Below are 17,015 nucleotides of genomic sequence, written 5' to 3' on the forward strand. Positions count from 1 at the left end.
TCCGCGTCTCCTGATCCCGCGCGGTTGCCGCCATGAATGCGAACAGGCGGGGCGTGCGGCAGGCAAACCATTGTGACGCGATGTCCCTCAAGGATATCCGTCACGCACTCCAGCAGATATCAACGCCGCCGGCGGGTTTTTGTTTCACATTCATCATGGGCAATCGAGCGGCCATTTCTCCACTCTCCGCCTCGGGTGGTTTCGGAGTGAGGGTGCTTCCTCATCGGCTCCGCTGCTCTCCATGTCTGAGCGGGATTCAGTCGGGGTGTTCCGGATCGGGTTCGATTGTGCGCCGTTCGATCTTGGCCTTGGGGCTGGTTGGGCCTATCCTCTTGGCCCGGTCTTCGTGAAGAAAGTCACGAAGTCGGACTCGATGTGTCCACCCGATTTCACGGGTGCAGTTGTCCTGACCTCGGTCCCAGTCCTCTGTCCCAGAGTTCCCGCCATGCCCACCACCGGCACGATCATTCAGGTCATCGGCTCCACCTTCGACGCCCAGTTCCCCGAGAGCGACCTGCCCGAAATCTACAACGCCGTGGAATGCCACATCGATGTGCGCGGCCAGAAGGTCCGCCTCGTCGGTGAGGTCGCCAAGCACCTGGGCGGCGGACAGGTGCGCTGCGTGGCCCTCGGCTCGACCGACGGCCTGCGCCGTGGCGACGACTGCACCGACACCGGATCGCCGGTTCAGGTGCCCGTGGGTGAAGAAGTGCTGGGACGCGTCTTCAACCTGCTCGGGGAACCCATCGACCAGCGCGGACCCGTCACCGCGAAGAAGCACGCTCCCATCCACAAGGCCCCGCCGGCCCTGACCGACCTGAACCCCAAGACCGAAATCCTCGTCACCGGCATCAAGGTCATTGACCTGCTCTGCCCGTTCGTTCGCGGCGGCAAGATCGGCCTGTTCGGAGGCGCGGGCGTCGGCAAGACCGTCATCATCCAGGAAATGATCGCCCGCGTGGCCCGCGAGTTCGGCGGCTACAGCGTGTTCTGCGGCGTGGGCGAGCGCACCCGCGAGGGCAACGACCTCTGGCTGGAAATGCAGGAGGCCGAGTACACCGACGAGAACGGCAACACCGCCCACGTGCTCGACAAGGTGGCCATGGTGTTCGGGCAGATGAACGAGCCGCCGGGCGCGCGTCTGCGCGTCGGGCTCTCCGGGCTGACCATGGCCGAGGAGTTCCGCGACGCCTCCGGCAAGGAAACCCTGATCTTCATCGACAACGTCTTCCGCTTCACCCAGGCGGGCTCGGAAGTCTCCGCGCTGCTGGGCCGCATGCCCAGCGCCGTGGGATACCAGCCCACGCTCTCCACCGAGATGGGCGAGATGCAGGAGCGCATCACCTCCACCAGCAAGGGCGCCATCACCTCGGTGCAGGCCATCTACGTGCCCGCCGACGACCTGACCGACCCCGCGCCGGCCACGGCCTTCGGCCACCTGGACGCGTTCGTCGTGCTGGAGCGCAAGATCGCCGAGAAGGGCATCTACCCCGCGGTCGATCCGATCGCCTCCAGCTCGCGCATTCTGTCGCAGGAAGTGCTGGGCGAGCGTCACTACCGCGTCGCCCGGCGCGTGCAGGGCATTCTGCAGCGCTACCGCGACCTGCAGGACATCATCGCCATCCTGGGCGTCGATGAACTGAGCGAAGAGGACAAGCTCACCGTGGCCCGCGCCCGCAAGATCGAGCGCTTCCTGAGCCAGCCGTTCTTCGTCGCCGAGCAGTTCACGGGCTTCAAGGGCATCTACACCCCGCTGGAGGAGACGATCGACTCCTTCGAGCGTCTGGCCAACGGCGAAGGCGACGACCTGCCGGAAGGCGCCTTCATGTACGTGGGCAACCTGGACGCGGCCCGGGCCAAGGCGGAGAAGATGAAGGCGGAGGTCTGAGAAAACGCCGCATCGCAACGACTGCAAGGCCCGCGTCCACGGACGCGGGCCTTGTGTTTCTTCGGAACGGTTGACGGGGCCATGCTCCGACTCGTGCTTGATCGTGATGATTGAACTTCGAAGTATCCCCGTCACCGCGCGCCGATGCTGCATGAGTTTCATGACGGGCGCCCATCACCGAACCAGGTTCGCGTAGTAATCCACCTGGGCGGGACGGGTCCAGTAGTCGCTGTGATGGTGCGCGTGCAGGTCGGGGTTCAGAATGGTCGTGGAGCGCGGGCTGAAGTCGTGCAGCTGGAACGAGAAGCTGTTGCCGGGCGCGGGCAGGATCTCGGCCACGCGGCGGGTCATCGACTTGAGCGGGTCCATCGACTCCGGGCCGGAGAAGCCCAGCGCCCGGTCCATCTCGCTGATGAGGAACGCCGAGCCCAGCACCTCATCGCCGCGCGACGCCACCATGTGCAGCGACCCCATGCCGAACGGCGCATCGGGAAAGTGGTATTCGTCCTGACGATCCGGTCGCTCGAACACGTCGTTCTCCACCGCCGGAGCCAGCAGCACGACGTTGTCGAATCGCGTGACGGTGCGGCGGCTGTAGCGCCGTTCGCCCAGAATGGCCGCCGCCCGAAGCCCCACGTGCGCCCCGAGCGAATGGGTGAACAGCGTCACGCGCGTCGCTCCGTGCGTTTCGACCGCGTCGCGCACCAGCCGGTACAGGGCCACGCCCGCTTCCTGCGCGAATCTCTGCCCGTCGCTGAACCACAGCGGGCCCACGTCGCCCGGCCAGGTGAAGGTGAGGTAGGCGTAGTCGTCCAGGTTGTGCCCGTCCGCCTGGAGCGACGCCTGCAGCTTGCCGAAGAAGTCCGCCCCCGAGCCGAGCGACTCCCGCTCCGTCACGTTGTATCCGTGGACGAAGAGAACCACGTGTTTGCCGGCGGCATGGCCGAGGTGGCGTGATCCCGCGAAGCGAGGCACGGCATGAATGGCGAAATCCGGCTGCGACAGCGAGCGCGAGCCCTGCGGACCCCGCGCCCCGGCGATGATCATGGGTCTGGGCAGCCCGCTCGAGGCGGCGTCGGCCTTCTGGTCGGATGGCATGACGGTGGGATTGCGGCGTTTGGCGGCGCCCATGAGATGCTCCTTGTCGGTTCGGGTGCGGACGGGTGGGGGGACGGGACGACGGTCTCCCCTCCATAGAGGCGTACGCCGACCCGTCGATGTGACAGGAACATGCGAATTTTTTGAGACATGTCGCCGAGCCGCGGAGATCATCGCCCGGCGGAACGCCCGCCGCGAGGGGGCCTTCGGGGTACACTCACCCTCGCACCATGGCTCTCCTCACCGCCAGACAGCTTGTGAAGTCCTATTCCGGCCGCCGGGTGGTGGACCGGGTGTCGCTTGAGGTCGATGCGGGCGAAATCGTGGGATTGCTGGGGCGCAACGGCGCGGGCAAGACCACCACCTTCCGCATGACCATCGGCATGATCACGCCCGAGGCCGGGCAGGTCATGTTCCAGGGCCAGGATGTCACCGTCTGGCCCATGTACAGGCACGCCCTGGCGGGGATGGGCTACCTTTCGCAGGAGCCCAGCGTCTTCCAGCGGCTGACCGTGGAGCAGAACCTGCTGGCCATCCTGGAGATTCAGGGCGTACCCCGAGCCGAGCGTCGGCGACGGGCCGCCTCGCTCATGGAGCAGTTCACCCTCACGCACAAGGCGGGCGACCTGGCCCGCACCTGCTCGGGAGGCGAGCGGCGACGACTGGAGATCGCCCGCGCCCTGATCGCCAAGCCGCGCCTCATCCTGCTCGATGAGCCGTTCGCCGCGGTCGATCCCCACACCGTCGAGGAACTTCAGGAAGAGGTGGTGAAGCTGCGCGACGACGGCATCGCCATCCTCGTCACCGACCACAACGTGCAGCAGACGCTCAAGATCTGCGACAGGGCCTACATCATCCACGAGGGCACGAACCTGGTGGACGGCACGCCCCGCGAGATCATCAACAACCAGGAGGTGCGCGAAGCGTACCTGGCCAGCACGTTCCGCGGCGACGAGTTTGATTGACAGGGAAGGGTGGCGCGGGCGGGGACGCCTACCCCACCGATCAGGGGACGCCCGCACCATTGACATCGCTTCACGGGTTCTCTCAGGATGCGGCGTGGCGTCGCAGACGCGCCCCAATGCTCCGGGTACGCTGATGGCGTGCCTGGAGTGTCCGAATCATCCCGCCCCGTGATCCTCTGCCCCGTGGAGTTCGAGCGACAGCGCCTGCTCGCCGCCGGGCTGGGCGACCGGGCGGAGATCATCTGCACCGGCCCCGGCGCGGGGCGCGTCGTCCACTGGTCGGAGACGAAAGGCCCCTTCGCCACGCGCGTCATCCTGGCGGGGCTGGCCGGGGCGCTGCGCGACATCAGCCGCCCGGGCGAGGCCTACCTTGTCGGCACGGTGATCAGCCATGACGGGCGCCAGTTCAACGCCGAGCCGGAGCTGCGATCAGAGGGACTGGACGGGCGGCATCACCGCCGGGCCGTGGTCGCCTCAGTCCCCCGCGTGGTGACCAGCGCCCACGAGAAGCGCATTCTCGCCGACAAGACCGGCGCGGACCTGGTGGACCTCGAGTCCGGCGTGTTCGCGCAGGCGGGCGCGATTCTCGGCTGGCGCTGGTCGATCGTACGCGGCGTGAGCGACGGCTGCGATGTCAGCATGCCGCGCGACATCGAGCAGTGGGTCGGACCGGACGGCCGCACGCGAGCGATGCGGGCCTCGTGGTCGATGGTGACGCATCCGTGGCGGATTCCGGGAGTTTTCGACCTTCGCCGCAACGCGCGGCGGGCGATGGACCAGGTGGCGGAAATCATCCGCGAGATGCTGGAGGCGGGATGAGCGACGCCTCGCCCATCCTGGTCTTCGGCGGCACGTTCGACCCCCCCCACAGGGCGCACGTGGAGCTGCCGCGGCTGGTCGCGCGGCAGTTGGGTTGCCGCCGCATCATCTACGTTCCGGCGGCGATCAATCCGCTCAAGCAGGGTGGTCCGTCGCCCACGTCCGCGGCGCACCGGCTGGCGATGCTGCGGCTGGCGCTGCGCGACGTGCCGGAGGCGGAGATATCGACCGTTGAAATCGACCGTCCCCCGCCCTCGTACACCGTGGACACGCTGCGGGAACTGCGGCGTCAGGTCGGTCCCGACGCGAAACTGCTCCTGCTCATCGGGGCGGACGCGGCGGCGTCGTTCCACCGCTGGCGCGACCCGGCGGGCATCGAGTCGCTCGCCGAGCCGGTGGTGATGCTCCGTCCGCCGTGGACGCGGGAATCGTTCATCGAGCACATTCGGCGCGAGCAGGGCGAGGCGGCGGCGATGAAGTGGGCGACTCGGATCATTGAGACGCCGCAACTGGACGTGAGCGCAACGAATCTGCGCGCCGGCGCGGCGCATGGGACGATTGCGGCGGATGAGGTGGACCCGCGCGTCCTGACGTACATCCGGGAGCATGGGTTGTATTGCAGCAAGCCATGACGCTGGTGCACCTCTCTCGGTCATCGTCGGCTCGTTTCCCCAGCCCGCCCGTCTACCATTGTCGTTCAATGCCCGCTTCCGCCGCGACAACCCGCGATTCCTCGACGAAACGGCCTGACGACGCCGGGGGCGTGTCGCGCGTGGCCTTCGTCTCGCTGGGGTGCCCCAAGAACCTCGTCGATAGCGAGAAGATGCTGGGCACGCTCGCCGAGGCGGGCCTGACGCTGGTGAGCGAGCAGGACAGCCCCGACGCCATCGTCATCAACACGTGCGGCTTCCTCGAAGCGTCCAAGGAGGAGTCGCTGGGCGTCATCCGCGACGCCATCGCACGCAAGGAGCGGGGCGAACTCAAGCGCGTCGTTGTGGCCGGCTGCCTCGTGCAGCGCCACCGCGCCAGGATGCTCGACTGGGCGCCGGGCATCGACGCCATGATCGGCGTCTTCGACAGGGATCACGTGGTGGAGGCGGTGGCGGGAGCGGCTGTCGGCCGTCAGCCGTCAGCCGTCAGCCAGGTGGTGGGCCTCGAAGACTCGGCCCATCCTACCGCCTCAGCGGTCAGCACCGACAACCGACAGCCGACAACCGACAACCACTCAGCACTCAGCACTCAGCACCCAGCACTCCCACCCTACTGGATCGCCGCCAACGCGCTGGTCGCGGCGAAGGAGCGCGGCATCAACACGGTCGGGCTGACCGTCAACGGCGCGGACGGCAAGGGCGTGGGGTACTTCGAGGATGACTCACGACGATTCCGGCTCACGCCGCGCCACTGGGCGTACCTGCGCGTGAGCGAAGGATGCAACCAGCGCTGCGCCTTCTGCACGATTCCATCGATCCGCGGCAAGATGCGCAGCAAGCCGATGGACCGCATCATCGCCGAGGCCCGCGCGCTCATGCAGGACGGCGCGTTCGAGATCAACCTGATCGGGCAGGACACGACGAGCTACGGGTACGACATCTACGGGAAGGACGCGGGGCCGCCGGCCGTCAGTCCGCAGTCCTCTCCTCTCGCCCACTCCGGCGACCTCATCGGCCTGCTGACCGCGCTCAACGACGTGGCGAGCGACTTCGGCGGAGCTTCCGGGGGGTGGATGCGGCTGATGTACGTCTACCCCACGTACTTCACCGACGCCATGATCGACGCCATCGCCCGGCTGCCCAACATCGTCAAGTACATCGACATCCCGCTGCAGCACATGTCCGACCCGATGCTGCGCGCCATGCGCCGCAACATCACCGCGCGGCAGCAGATCGACCTGCTAAACAAACTGCGCGAGCGCATTCCGGGGCTGGCCATCCGCACCACGTTCATCACCGGCTTCCCCGGCGAGACGGAGGAGGACCATCGCCAGCTCGTCGATTTCATCGGCGAGTTCCAGTTCGACATGCTCGGCGTCTTCAGGTACTCGCGCGAGGACGGCACGCCCGCCGGCACGATGGACCTCGACCCCGCCCTGCACGTGCCCGACGAGGTGAAGGCCGAGCGAGAGCGCGAAATCATGCTCACGCAGCAGACCATCGCCTTCGAGAACATGGCGTATCTGGCGGAAGAGCGATGCCAGTTCGACGTGCTGATTGACGGACCGGCGCTGGGCGAGGCGTCGTCCGAGCCGATCGAACCGCGTCGCTCTCACACCGAGCCGCGATCCCGCCACAGTGAGCCGCGACCGTCAGGAAGCGGTGACTCCTTCGCACCATCGAACCAACCGCTCCCTCACGGTCGCGGCTCGCTGGAAGGTGCCGAGCACTCGACACGCGAGTCGGGCCAGCTGCACCACCACGTCGGCCGGGCGTACTTCCAGGCGCCGCAGATCGATTCGGTGACGCACGTTCAGAGCATTCGTCCGCTTTCACCCGGCGAACTCGTCCGATGCACCATCGTCGATTCGCGGGGCTACGACCTCGTCGCCCGCCCGACGGAAGACCTGGAGCGGCGCACCTCGCTGCCCCTGCTGAGGCGTTGATGCGGGAACGGACTTGCCGAGGAGGTGGCGAATGAGGACAATTAGTTGTCGGCGCCCGGTGATCGGCCCGTGAAACCCGGCACATCGAACTTTCTCCGGAGCATCCCCATGCGTTCCACCACCATCATGCTGACCGCGTGTCTGCTTTCCCCCGTCGCGCTGGTTCCGGCGGGATGCGAGAGCCAGCCGCAGGCGCAGCCCGCCGCCCTGGGCGGACCTCTCTACTTCGATCCAACGGAGAAGTACGAACTGGGCGAGTGGTGGAGCAACGGCGAGCTGCTGCTGCGCATGCGGCGCAACGCCGCGTACGAACTCTACGCCGAGAACAACCGGTACCGCACGCCCGTCGAGCGCGGGCGGTGGACGCAGCGCAACTACGCCGCCCTGGAGTTCGAGCCGTATGAGCGGGCGGGTTCCCCCGTCGAGCGCGTGATCATCGACAAGGTCGGTCCCGGCGAATACGTGCTGCTGCTGCGCAACCTCAAGCCCTTCGCGAGCATCGCCAGCCCGCCCAATGTGCTGGAGGATCAACTGCTCGGCCAGTGGGTGAGCGACGAGCACGCCATCATGCTGCGCACGGACGGCAGCTACCGATACGACCGTCGCGGCAGCATTCCCGCGGGCCAGGCGGCGCTGGCCGGTCACGAGGGTGCGTGGGAAGTGCGCGGCGACACGCTGACGCTGCAACCCGCCGCCGCGGGACTGACGCCGCTGACCTTCAAGGTGGTGACGCAGGACAACGTGCTCACGCCGCAGGGAATGAGACGGCCGTGAGGACGGCGCGGGTGGCGCGGGCGCCACGCCTGCGATCGTGGCGAGGCGCCTCCCGGGGTTGACCAGGCGCGTCCCCGCCGAACAGGAGACGCCTGTGCCCCGCTGGATGTGGTTCAATCACGTGCCCGAAGGCATCGACCTGTCGCCCGACCAGGTGGCGCGGGTGAAGCGGCTGGTGCGCGACATGGGGCCGGGGCGGAAGCGGTACTCCAACATGTCCCGCCGCATGGTGGTGCGTCTCGTGCCGGGGATGCTGGCCATCACCGGGCTGTTTCTGTGGTGGATGCTGTGGTTCGTGGGGTCGATTCCGCCTGGCGGCACGGCGGCGGCGCTGCTGGTGGCGGGCATCCTGGGCTACAACCTGCTGCTGTGGGTGGTGATCGCATGGTCGATCAACCGGGCGGTGGCCCCGCTGGTGTGGCGGGCGCTCAACCGCATCGGCATCCGCGTGTGCGAGGGGTGCGGGTACATCCTGCAGAACCTGCCCGAGGCGACCCCGCGCTGCCCGGAATGCGGTGAAGGGTGGGAGCCGCCCCCTGGGCCGGATGCGCCGCTCACGATGCAGAGTCCTTGACGTCAGGACACGCGCCGGGGTGTTGTTCATGCGGCGGACCGGTCGCCCGGGAGCCGGCCGCGGACAGCCGACCCGATCGCGGGACTTGGGCAGGCCCCCCGCTAGAATGGCGGTCCCGTGCCTATCCGCAACTTTTCCATCATCGCCCACATCGACCACGGCAAGAGCACGCTCGCCGATCGCCTGCTGCAGGCCACCCACGCCGTCTCCGAGCGCGAGGCCAAGGAGCAGCTGCTCGACGACATGGACCTGGAGCGTGAGCGAGGCATCACCATCAAGGCCTCGGCGGTCACCGTCCATCATCAATACAAGGGTGAGGACTACGAACTCAACTTCATCGACACGCCCGGCCACGTGGACTTCACGTACGAGGTATCGCGGGCGCTGACCGCGTGCGAGGGCGCGCTGCTGGTGGTCGATTCCACCCAGGGCGTCGAGGCCCAGACCGTCGCCAACGCCTACCTGGCCATCAACAACAACCTCGAGCTCATCCCGGTCGTCAACAAGATCGACCTGCCTCACGCCCGGCCCGAGGAGGTGGCGCTGGAGATCGAGCACGTGCTGGGGCTTTCGGCGGAGTCCTGCATCTTCTGCTCCGCCAAGACGGGCGAGGGCATCGAGGAGCTGCTCAACGCCATCTGCGAGCGTCTTCCCCCGCCGCGCCCGCCCGAGATGGACCGCACCCGCGCGCTCATCTTCGACAGTCACTACGACGATTACCGCGGCGTCATCGTCTACTTCCGTCTGTTCGACGGCTCGCTGAAGGTGGGCGATCGCATCCGCATGATGGGGACGGGCCGGTGCTTCACCATCAGCGAACTGGGGCGCTACACGCCGCACCCGATCAAGGTGAAGGAGCTGGGGCCGGCGCAGGTCGGCTACATGGTCGCCGCCATCCGCACGCTCGAGGACGTGCGTGTGGGCGACACCATCACGCTCGACGCCAACCCCGCGCCGGCTCCGCTGCCCGGCTACGAAGAGCCCAAGCAGATGGTGTTCTGCGATTTCTACCCGGCCACGAGCGGCGTGGAGACCGGCAAGAAGGGCGACTACGAGACGCTGCGCGAGGCCATCAACAAGCTGCACCTCAACGACGCCTCTTTCACCTTCGAGCCCACGCATTCCGACGCGCTGGGCTTCGGCTTCCGCTGCGGGTTCCTCGGCCTGCTCCACATGGACATCATCCAGGAGCGCCTGGAGCGCGAGGGCGGCGTGGAGATCGTGCAGACCGCGCCCACCGTGTCGTACCAGGTGGCGCTCAACGGCGGCGAGGTCATCGAGATTCACAATCCCGCCGATCTGCCCGACCCTTCCAAGGTCATGGAGATCCGCGAGCCGATCGTCAAGGTCGAGATCATCTGCCCCAGCGAGAACATCGGCGACCTGATGAAGCTCTGCGACTCGCGCCGCGGGGTCTTCAAGGGCCAGAAGTTCGTCTCCGAGACGCGCGTCATCCTCGACTACGAACTGCCGCTCGCCGAGATCATCTACGACTTCTACGACAAGCTCAAGTCCATCACCCGCGGCTACGGCACGATGGATTACGAAGTGGTGCGATACCAGCCGGACCGGCTGGCCAAGGTGGACATCCTGGTCAACGGCACGCCGGTGGAGGCCCTGTCCCTCATCTGCCACCGCGATAACGCCGAGTTCCGCAGCCGCCACATCCTCACCAAGCTCAAGCAGCAGATCGACCGACACCAGTTCGAGATTCCGCTCCAGGCGGCCATCGGCGGCAAGGTCATCGCCCGCGAGACCATCAAGGCCGTGCGCAAGAACGTCACCGCCAAGTGCTACGGCGGCGACGTGAGCCGCAAGCGCAAACTGCTCGAAAAGCAGAAGGAAGGCAAGAAGCGCATGAAGTCGGTGGGGTCGGTCAATATCCCGCAGGAGGCCTTCCTGGCGGTGCTGGACCAGGGGGAGTAGGCGCTGCCGCCTGTTTCTCCCTCTGGGAGAGGGCTGGGGTGAGGGTCTCTGCAGTGTTCAGTCGTGGAACGCAGGGCTCCCCGATGGTGTCCTTCCGGTACATAGAATCGTCTCACACCCGCCGCGGGCACGCCACGTCGGTACGCCCCGGCGACAAGGAAACCGCCATGCGCTCCCGTGAACGCCTCGTCCTGCTCACCCTGCTCGGTCTGACGGTGGGCGTCAACCTGTTCACCCTGCTCGGTCGCACCGGCAGCCCCGCGGTCGCCTCCAACGGGGGCTTCCGGCTGGATGACCTGGGGCCCGCTGATCGCCTTCTCCTGCGGGGCGAGCGGGAACTCGCCGTGCGCAACGCCGACGGCCGCATGGCGTGGTCGGACAACGAGCACGGCCGGGCGTACTCGATGGCCTTCGTCGATGTCAACGACGTGCTGGTGAAGCTCATGGAGACCGACGGGTACAAGAACGACCGCGAGAAACTCACCGAGACGGTGCAGGCCGAGGAAAAGGAGTGGCTGGCCAAGCGCGATGCGCTGCAGGGCAAGTACGGAAACATCACGCCCGATGACCCGCGCATGGAGCAGGCCCGCGCCGAGTTCGGCGCCTGGCAGGCGGGCGTGCAGCAGTGGCAGCAGGACGCCCAGAACCGCGTCAACACCATGGCCATCGAGCAGCTCAAGAAGGCCTACGCCGAAATCGTCACCGCCGTGGACGTGGTCGCCGACAAGCGCGGCATCGATATCGTCTTCCGCTTCACGCCGGGCGATGAGCCGCTGACCGAAGGCATCAGTGGGCAGACGATGCTCGACATCCGGCTCCGCCCGGTGGTCCGCGCTCCCAAGGGGCTGGACATCACGGTCGATGTGCTGGAGGAAATGTCACTGCCGGTGGAGTGATGGGTTCAATCCTTTCAGTCCACCGACGAACTTGGATGAAGCGGGATCATCCGGGTGGCGCAGGCGCGAGCGCCACAGGCGTCCGTGGCCAAGGCGTCCCACCTGTGATCCTTCCTGTACGCTCAGCTTCACTCCGCGCCGTCGTCGCCACGTGTCTCGAACCTCATTCACTTCATCGGTGCTCATCCGTGGACCACTCCTGAATCAAGCCGTGGACCTGACGCAACCCCAGCCCCAGTCGAGTCACCCCTTCAGCGCGACGAACACGCCGTTCGACTCGCTTGGCGGCATCGACCGCGTGCGCAACCTGGTGGACACGTTCTACGACCACATGGACCGCGACCCCGCCTTCGCGGGCATTCGCGCCCTGCACAAGCCCGACCTGAGCGAAGCCCGCGACAAACTCTTCATGTTTCTGTGCGGCTGGATGGGCGGGCCGCAACTCTACGTGGAGCGCTTCGGCCACCCGCGCCTGCGGGCGCGCCACGCGCCGTTCCCCATCGGCGAATCGGAACGCGACCAGTGGCTGGCGTGCATGGCGAAGGCCATGAATGACTGCCGCGTCGAGGGCCCGCTGCGCGCGTTCCTGGATGCCCGCTTCGGCCACGTGGCGGAGTTCATGCGGAATCGGTGAATGGTTGCTGCTTCGGTGGCACACGCGAACATTCCGCCACTCCGGTGGCGCAGGCGTCCCGCCTGCGATCCTTCTCGTTCACTTGGCCGCGTCACCAGCACCGGCTACCCTCACCGCGTCGCCATTCCCTCAACCAGGAGGTGCGTGTATGTCCGCCATCACCCTTGTCACCGTCGGCCCCCGTCGCCGCGACGCTCGGGCTTGATGCGCACGCACGCCTTGGCTTGGCTCTGACCCCCCGGAACTTCGGAGACTCCGAAGCCGGGAACTTCAGGGCAGCGCAGAAGAACTCCGTGACGCACCACCCGCGCCGCACGCACCCGATTCGGGCGCGTGCCGCATGTCGTGCGACGCGTGGGCCGAACGCTCACACCGTTCACCCCCCCACGTCCGCCCACGCAATGCTGCCGCGCGCTCTCGCGGCGCCCGGCACGCACGGAGCCACACGCCATGCACGGCGATTCCACGTTTCACGAAGCCCTCTCCGACCTGTTCGACGGGGGCTGGATCGATGAGGTGCTGTACGAAGTCAGGAGCGGCAAGGAGGCGACGGTCTTCTGCTGCCGCGCCGGCGCTCGATCACTGGAGCGCCTTTCGGAGTTCTCGACGCCCCATTCCACCGCCCCTCGGCTCTCAGCCGACATCCTCCTCGCCGCCAAGGTCTACCGCGACCTTGAATCCCGCCGCTTCAAGAACGACGCCATCTACCAGACCGGCCGCGTCCACCTCGCCCGCGAGGGCCGCGTCAAACGCGCGGCGGACAACAAGTCGCACTTCGGCCGCCAGGTGCAGTACGGCATGTGGATCGAGCACGAGTGGGAAACGCTGAGGGTGCTGCACGAGGCCGGGCTGCCCGTGCCCGCCCCCATCGCGCGGGGCGAGCGGGCCATCCTGATGACCTACTTGGGCGACGCCGACGGCCCCGCGCCGGCCCTGGCCGAGATCGACCTGCCCCGCGACCAGGCGTGGGACACCTTTGACCACCTGCTCGACGCCGTGTTCGCCATGCTCTCGCTCGACCGCGTGCACGGCGACCTGTCGGCGTACAACATCCTGTGGTGGCCCACCGGAGGAGCGGAGAGTGCGAAGGGCGCGGGGGGTGCCGGGGAGCGCGGACGTGCCGTCCGCGCGGGTGAGGTGGACCCAAGGAGCGAGCGCGGACGTTCCGTTCGCGCGGGTGAGGTGGACCCAAGGAGCGAGCGCGGACGTTCCGTCCGCGCGGGTGAGGTAGGCGCCGGGAAAACCAAGGCGGGAATCTCTGAACAACTCCCTCTCCCACCGGGAGAGGGTCGGGGTGAGGGCGTTCCTCGGCCGGAAACGACGCTCATGAGGCATTCTATCGATGCACGGCAGGATTGTTCGGAGGTCCCATTGGCGCACCGGGCGACGATCATCGACTTCCCGCAGGCGATCGACCCGCGGCTCAACCCCGCCGCCCGCACGCTGCTGGCCCGGGATGTCGCCAACCTCTGCCGCTGGGCGGCGAAGCAGGGCGTACCCGCCGCCGCCTGCGACGGCGCCGCGGCGGAGCGGATCACACGGACGATGTGGGGGCGGTTTCGGGTGGGGGAGGTGGGGTAGGGTGACGCGAACTCGTGACACAGACGGGTTATGCTACGAGCGGGTCAGCCCGCGACCTCGTCGCGGCGCTCGGCGGGCGACATGGCTTCGGGATCGTCGTGATCGAGGCGCAACGACATCGCGGACTCCTTTCCGGAGCGTGGATAGGCGACCGTCCGTGGTCGGTCGATCGTGCTCGGGTTCGTTGCGGCTGTTAACCGCAGCCGCCTACTGGATACCTACGCGATGGCGAGGCGGAGTTGCGGAGCAGCAGATCAGTGCCAGCGCAGAAACTGATCGGCAGGGGGCGGAACTGTGGTGACATTCAGATGCGAATCTAGCAGTGGGAGCAGCACCGATGGTGCTGATGCGAACTGCCAACCGTTCGGGATTGGTGCCAGAGTGAAGGATGGTCACTACTCCGCGATCCTCCCGACGGCCACGGGCCTCAAGACAACCACCTCACATGTCAGGCGAGATCCCGATCACTGGTGCGACTGTAGCCGCACACCAGAGGCGACGAAGCGACAGCGCGCTCGCGAGCCGCATGCGGCATCGCAAACAGCGATCGCGGATCAGTAGCGAACGAGGGCCACGATCAGTCTTGGCGTGTGAGCACCTTAGCTGCGATCTTGGTGCCTTCGACCGCTCCCTTGGCGGTCTCCTTCGCCACATCACCGGTTACCTTCCCCACCTGGTAACCGACCTTCGCGCCTTCGATGGTCCCTTTGAGCACGAACTTCCCCACCATGCCAGCCACCGAACCAGATGCATCCAGTAAATCACCAATGAGTCCCATCGCCGAGGCCTCCTAAAGTGAGAATGCGGAGTGACAACTGCAGGAGGGTAGGATCAGACTGACCGAAGTTCCATGTACGCACCGGGGTGCCCAAGGGCCTTCTGCCCCCCAACTACGGGCTGCGATTTCCTCGATCTGAAAGGCCACCGAGAGCAACCCTGCTGTTAAATTCGCGGGGGTTGTCAACCAGAGAGCGCGAGAGTTCGAGAGGGTTGCGCTCGGTAGCCCGAGAGGAACCGTGGGGGTTGCGCTCGGACCCCGAGATTCGGTTTCGGAATCGAGAGCGCGGCCGTTCCCGGCCGATCGTCGGAAACCCTCGCGGTGACGGCACTTTGGCGCGATCTCGGCCGAGGCGTCCTCTCAGCTCAATCCGTCAACCAGCGGGTCGCCGTACTTCCGCGATTATGGGCAAACTCCCCAAGACAGTCTCGAACCCGCCACCCACAGGTGAACAGCCATGATCCGTGTTGGTGGCCCCTGCCCCAGATCATGCGGCCATTCTGGTGGTGGTTCGCTTCATGTCAACTTGTCCTCTCACAGAATGTGGACAACCAGTGAACAACTCGCCCTCAGGCCTCTCACGAACCCCCCGCCACCGCCTTCCCCTCGCTCTCCGCCAGATCCTCCGTCTCGCCGCTGGCGTCGCCGCCGGGGGCGGTGGGGATGACCGGGGCCACCTTGGCGGCCTCGCGGTGGAGGGATTCCACGGACGGCGCGACCTCGATGCCCGTCGCGCTCGCTCCCGTTCGCTCTCCACCACGACTGGCACCCACCCCCGCTCCCTCACGGTCGCGGCTCGCTTTCAGGCCTGGGCTCGCTTCCCGCTCGTGGCTCGCTTCGCCATCGAGTATCGACGCAGGCACACTCCCACCCGCCGGCCCAACCGCTCCCTCACGGTCGCGGCTCACTTCTTGGTCGCGGCTCGCTTCCGGACCTGGGCTCGCGTGCGCTTGCACGAACTCCGCTCCCTCACGGTCGCGGCTCGCTTTCAGGCCTGGGCTCGCTTCCCGCTCGGGGCTCGCTTCGCCAGCTCCCTTCCGCTCCACCAGATTGATCCGCCGCCACGGTCCGCGCTCGAAGCGCCAGGCCATGGTCAGCCCGAACAGAATGATGTACACGCTCGCGCCGATCCACGGGCCCACGCTGGTCCACTGGGGCACGTACTCCACCAGCAGCCAGCCGCCCAGCACGATGAAGACCCACGAGTAGATCATGGTCATCACGCCGGGCCACACGGTGTCGCCCGCGCCGCGCAGGGCGCCGGAGTACACCACGCCCAGGGCGTCGGCGGTCTGGAAGATCGCGGCGCAGATCATCAGCCGCGCGCCGATGGCGATGATCTCCTGGCGCATCTCGGGCGTCACGTTCTGACCACTGGCGAACACCGCCACCAGCGGTTCGCGGAAGAAGTACATCGCCACCGCGCAGATCGTCATGTAGATCATCGACACCGACAGCCCAAGCCGGGCCCGATGGGCGGCGGTGTCCGGCTGGCCCGCCCCGATGTAGCGGCCGACCAGCGAACTCACGGCCACGGAGAACCCCACTGCGGGCATGAACGACAGGTGCATGTAGCCCAGCACCGCCCAGCCGGCGGTCATGTGGTTTTCGCCGAAGCGGCCCACGAGCACGCTCATGAAGATGAGCCAGCAGATGATCTCGTTGCCGAACTGCACCGCCGCGGGCCAGCCGATGCGCAGCAGGTCGCGCATGGGCGCCCAGCGGGGCCTCCAGGCGGTGCGGCTCCTGAGGGTCTTGTTCAGCCCCGGGCCGAGGAAGATGGCGCAGGGAATCAGCAGTTCGCAGGTGGTGCCGATGATGGTGCCGATCGCGGCGCCGTACACGCCCATCGCGGGAATGCCCAAGGGCTCCACGCCGAAGATGAACACGAAGTTCGCACCCACGTTGACCAGGTTGCCGACGATGGCGGCGACGGTGATCACCTTGGGCCGATGCAGCCCGAAGAAGAAGTGGTGCATGGCGCGGCCCACCAGCAGCAGCACGCCGCCAACCAGCAGAATCTGCGCGTAGCCGGTCTCCAGGCGCACCAACTCATCGGAGTGACCCATCCAACTGAACACCAGCGGCGAGAGAGCCGCCATCGGCAGCAGGATCAGCGCCCACATGGCGATGCTCAGCCACACGCCCGCCCAGGCGTACTGGGGGCCTTTCTCCGGCTGCCCCGCGCCCAGGTTCTGCGACACGTAGGTGTTGATGACCGTGAGCACGCCCAGCCCGAAGGCCATGGGGGTGAAGGTCCAGATGCCGCCGTTGCCCTGCGCGGCGACCTCCAGCGCGCCCACCTGGGCCACCATGAGCTTGTCGATGAACTGCATGACCGTGTAGCTGGTCATGGTCAGCACCGTGGGCCACGCGATCGCCCACACCTCGCCCAGGGGCGAACGTGGCGGCGTGAAACCATCCTGCGATGTCGGTGCTGGCGCAGTCATGCAAGAACCGGGGTTGTGGGGTGATGAAGGGGTGAG

At 67.0% G+C, this 17,015-nt stretch carries 14 protein-coding genes; 11 read left to right on the plus strand and 3 right to left on the minus strand.

Going from position 1 to position 17,015, the window contains the following annotated elements:
* The first annotated feature begins 373 nt into the window (after positions 1-373).
* Complete coding sequence (gene atpD / locus HRU76_06585) at positions 374-1,888, plus strand: F0F1 ATP synthase subunit beta (GenBank protein ID QOJ17259.1); 1,515 nt, start codon at positions 374-376, stop codon at positions 1,886-1,888.
* Positions 1,889-2,062: 174 nt separating this feature from the next.
* Here atpD and HRU76_06590 read toward each other — a convergent pair whose 3' ends face one another.
* Positions 2,063-3,019 (minus strand): alpha/beta fold hydrolase, encoded by a 957-nt coding sequence (locus tag HRU76_06590; GenBank protein ID QOJ17260.1) that lies wholly within the window; start codon positions 3,017-3,019, stop codon positions 2,063-2,065.
* A 197-nt stretch (positions 3,020-3,216) separates the two neighbouring features.
* On the opposite strand from HRU76_06590, the gene lptB reads away from it, so the two are divergent.
* The 10 genes from lptB (at position 3,217) to HRU76_06640 (ending at position 13,751) form a co-directional block, all read left to right on the plus strand.
* A complete protein-coding gene (gene lptB, locus HRU76_06595) occupies positions 3,217-3,951 on the plus strand; it encodes an LPS export ABC transporter ATP-binding protein (protein ID QOJ17261.1) in 735 nt (244 codons plus the stop codon).
* Between the two features lie 168 nt (positions 3,952-4,119).
* Positions 4,120-4,770 (plus strand): hypothetical protein, encoded by a 651-nt coding sequence (locus HRU76_06600; protein ID QOJ17262.1) that lies wholly within the window; start codon positions 4,120-4,122, stop codon positions 4,768-4,770.
* Positions 4,767-5,402 carry a nicotinate (nicotinamide) nucleotide adenylyltransferase gene (gene nadD / locus HRU76_06605; GenBank protein QOJ17263.1) on the plus strand — a complete coding sequence of 212 codons (636 nt, stop codon included), beginning with the start codon at positions 4,767-4,769 and terminating at the stop codon, positions 5,400-5,402. Before HRU76_06600 ends, nadD begins: the two co-directional genes overlap by 4 nt.
* Positions 5,403-5,470: 68 nt before the next feature.
* On the plus strand, positions 5,471-7,366 hold the full coding sequence (rimO, locus tag HRU76_06610; protein QOJ17264.1) for a 30S ribosomal protein S12 methylthiotransferase RimO: 1,896 nt from the start codon (positions 5,471-5,473) through the stop codon (positions 7,364-7,366).
* Between the two features lie 108 nt (positions 7,367-7,474).
* On the plus strand, positions 7,475-8,140 hold the full coding sequence (locus HRU76_06615; protein ID QOJ17265.1) for a hypothetical protein: 666 nt from the start codon (positions 7,475-7,477) through the stop codon (positions 8,138-8,140).
* 94 nt (positions 8,141-8,234) lie between these two features.
* Positions 8,235-8,714, plus strand: a complete 480-nt coding sequence (locus HRU76_06620; GenBank protein ID QOJ17266.1) for a hypothetical protein — start codon at positions 8,235-8,237, stop codon at positions 8,712-8,714.
* Between the two features lie 117 nt (positions 8,715-8,831).
* Complete coding sequence (lepA, locus tag HRU76_06625; protein ID QOJ17267.1) at positions 8,832-10,640, plus strand: elongation factor 4; 1,809 nt, start codon at positions 8,832-8,834, stop codon at positions 10,638-10,640.
* 167 nt (positions 10,641-10,807) lie between these two features.
* Positions 10,808-11,536 (plus strand): OmpH family outer membrane protein, encoded by a 729-nt coding sequence (locus HRU76_06630; protein ID QOJ17268.1) that lies wholly within the window; start codon positions 10,808-10,810, stop codon positions 11,534-11,536.
* A complete protein-coding gene (locus tag HRU76_06635; GenBank protein ID QOJ17269.1) occupies positions 11,502-12,170 on the plus strand; it encodes a group II truncated hemoglobin in 669 nt (222 codons plus the stop codon). The genes HRU76_06630 and HRU76_06635 overlap by 35 nt, the downstream gene beginning before the upstream one ends.
* 450 nt (positions 12,171-12,620) lie before the next feature.
* The gene (locus HRU76_06640) at positions 12,621-13,751 is read left to right on the plus strand and encodes a hypothetical protein (protein ID QOJ17270.1); all 1,131 of its coding nucleotides are present in this window, start codon (positions 12,621-12,623) and stop codon (positions 13,749-13,751) included.
* 577 nt (positions 13,752-14,328) lie between these two features.
* On the opposite strand, the gene HRU76_06645 is transcribed toward HRU76_06640, so the two are convergent.
* Together HRU76_06645 and HRU76_06650 are read right to left on the minus strand one after the other, a co-directional pair.
* On the minus strand, positions 14,329-14,529 hold the full coding sequence (locus tag HRU76_06645) for a hypothetical protein (GenBank protein QOJ17271.1): 201 nt from the start codon (positions 14,527-14,529) through the stop codon (positions 14,329-14,331).
* 578 nt (positions 14,530-15,107) lie between these two features.
* Positions 15,108-16,979 (minus strand): MATE family efflux transporter, encoded by a 1,872-nt coding sequence (locus tag HRU76_06650; protein QOJ17272.1) that lies wholly within the window; start codon positions 16,977-16,979, stop codon positions 15,108-15,110.
* Positions 16,980-17,015: the final 36 nt, after the last annotated feature.

Source organism: Phycisphaeraceae bacterium, from assembly GCA_015709595.1.
In the GTDB taxonomy this organism is placed as follows: Bacteria; Planctomycetota; Phycisphaerae; order Phycisphaerales; family SM1A02; genus CAADGA01.

Coding starts and splice junctions, on each gene's coding strand:
- atpD (QOJ17259.1), top strand. CDS start 374: ATGTGTCCACCCGATTTCACGGGTGCAGTTGTCCTGACCTCGGTCCCA.
- HRU76_06590 (QOJ17260.1), bottom strand. CDS start 3,019: ATGGGCGCCGCCAAACGCCGCAATCCCACCGTCATGCCATCCGACCAG.
- lptB (QOJ17261.1), top strand. CDS start 3,217: ATGGCTCTCCTCACCGCCAGACAGCTTGTGAAGTCCTATTCCGGCCGC.
- nadD (QOJ17263.1), top strand. CDS start 4,767: ATGAGCGACGCCTCGCCCATCCTGGTCTTCGGCGGCACGTTCGACCCC.
- rimO (QOJ17264.1), top strand. CDS start 5,471: ATGCCCGCTTCCGCCGCGACAACCCGCGATTCCTCGACGAAACGGCCT.
- HRU76_06615 (QOJ17265.1), top strand. CDS start 7,475: ATGCGTTCCACCACCATCATGCTGACCGCGTGTCTGCTTTCCCCCGTC.
- HRU76_06630 (QOJ17268.1), top strand. CDS start 10,808: ATGCGCTCCCGTGAACGCCTCGTCCTGCTCACCCTGCTCGGTCTGACG.
- HRU76_06635 (QOJ17269.1), top strand. CDS start 11,502: ATGTGCTGGAGGAAATGTCACTGCCGGTGGAGTGATGGGTTCAATCCT.
- HRU76_06640 (QOJ17270.1), top strand. CDS start 12,621: ATGCACGGCGATTCCACGTTTCACGAAGCCCTCTCCGACCTGTTCGAC.
- HRU76_06645 (QOJ17271.1), bottom strand. CDS start 14,529: ATGGGACTCATTGGTGATTTACTGGATGCATCTGGTTCGGTGGCTGGC.
- HRU76_06650 (QOJ17272.1), bottom strand. CDS start 16,979: ATGACTGCGCCAGCACCGACATCGCAGGATGGTTTCACGCCGCCACGT.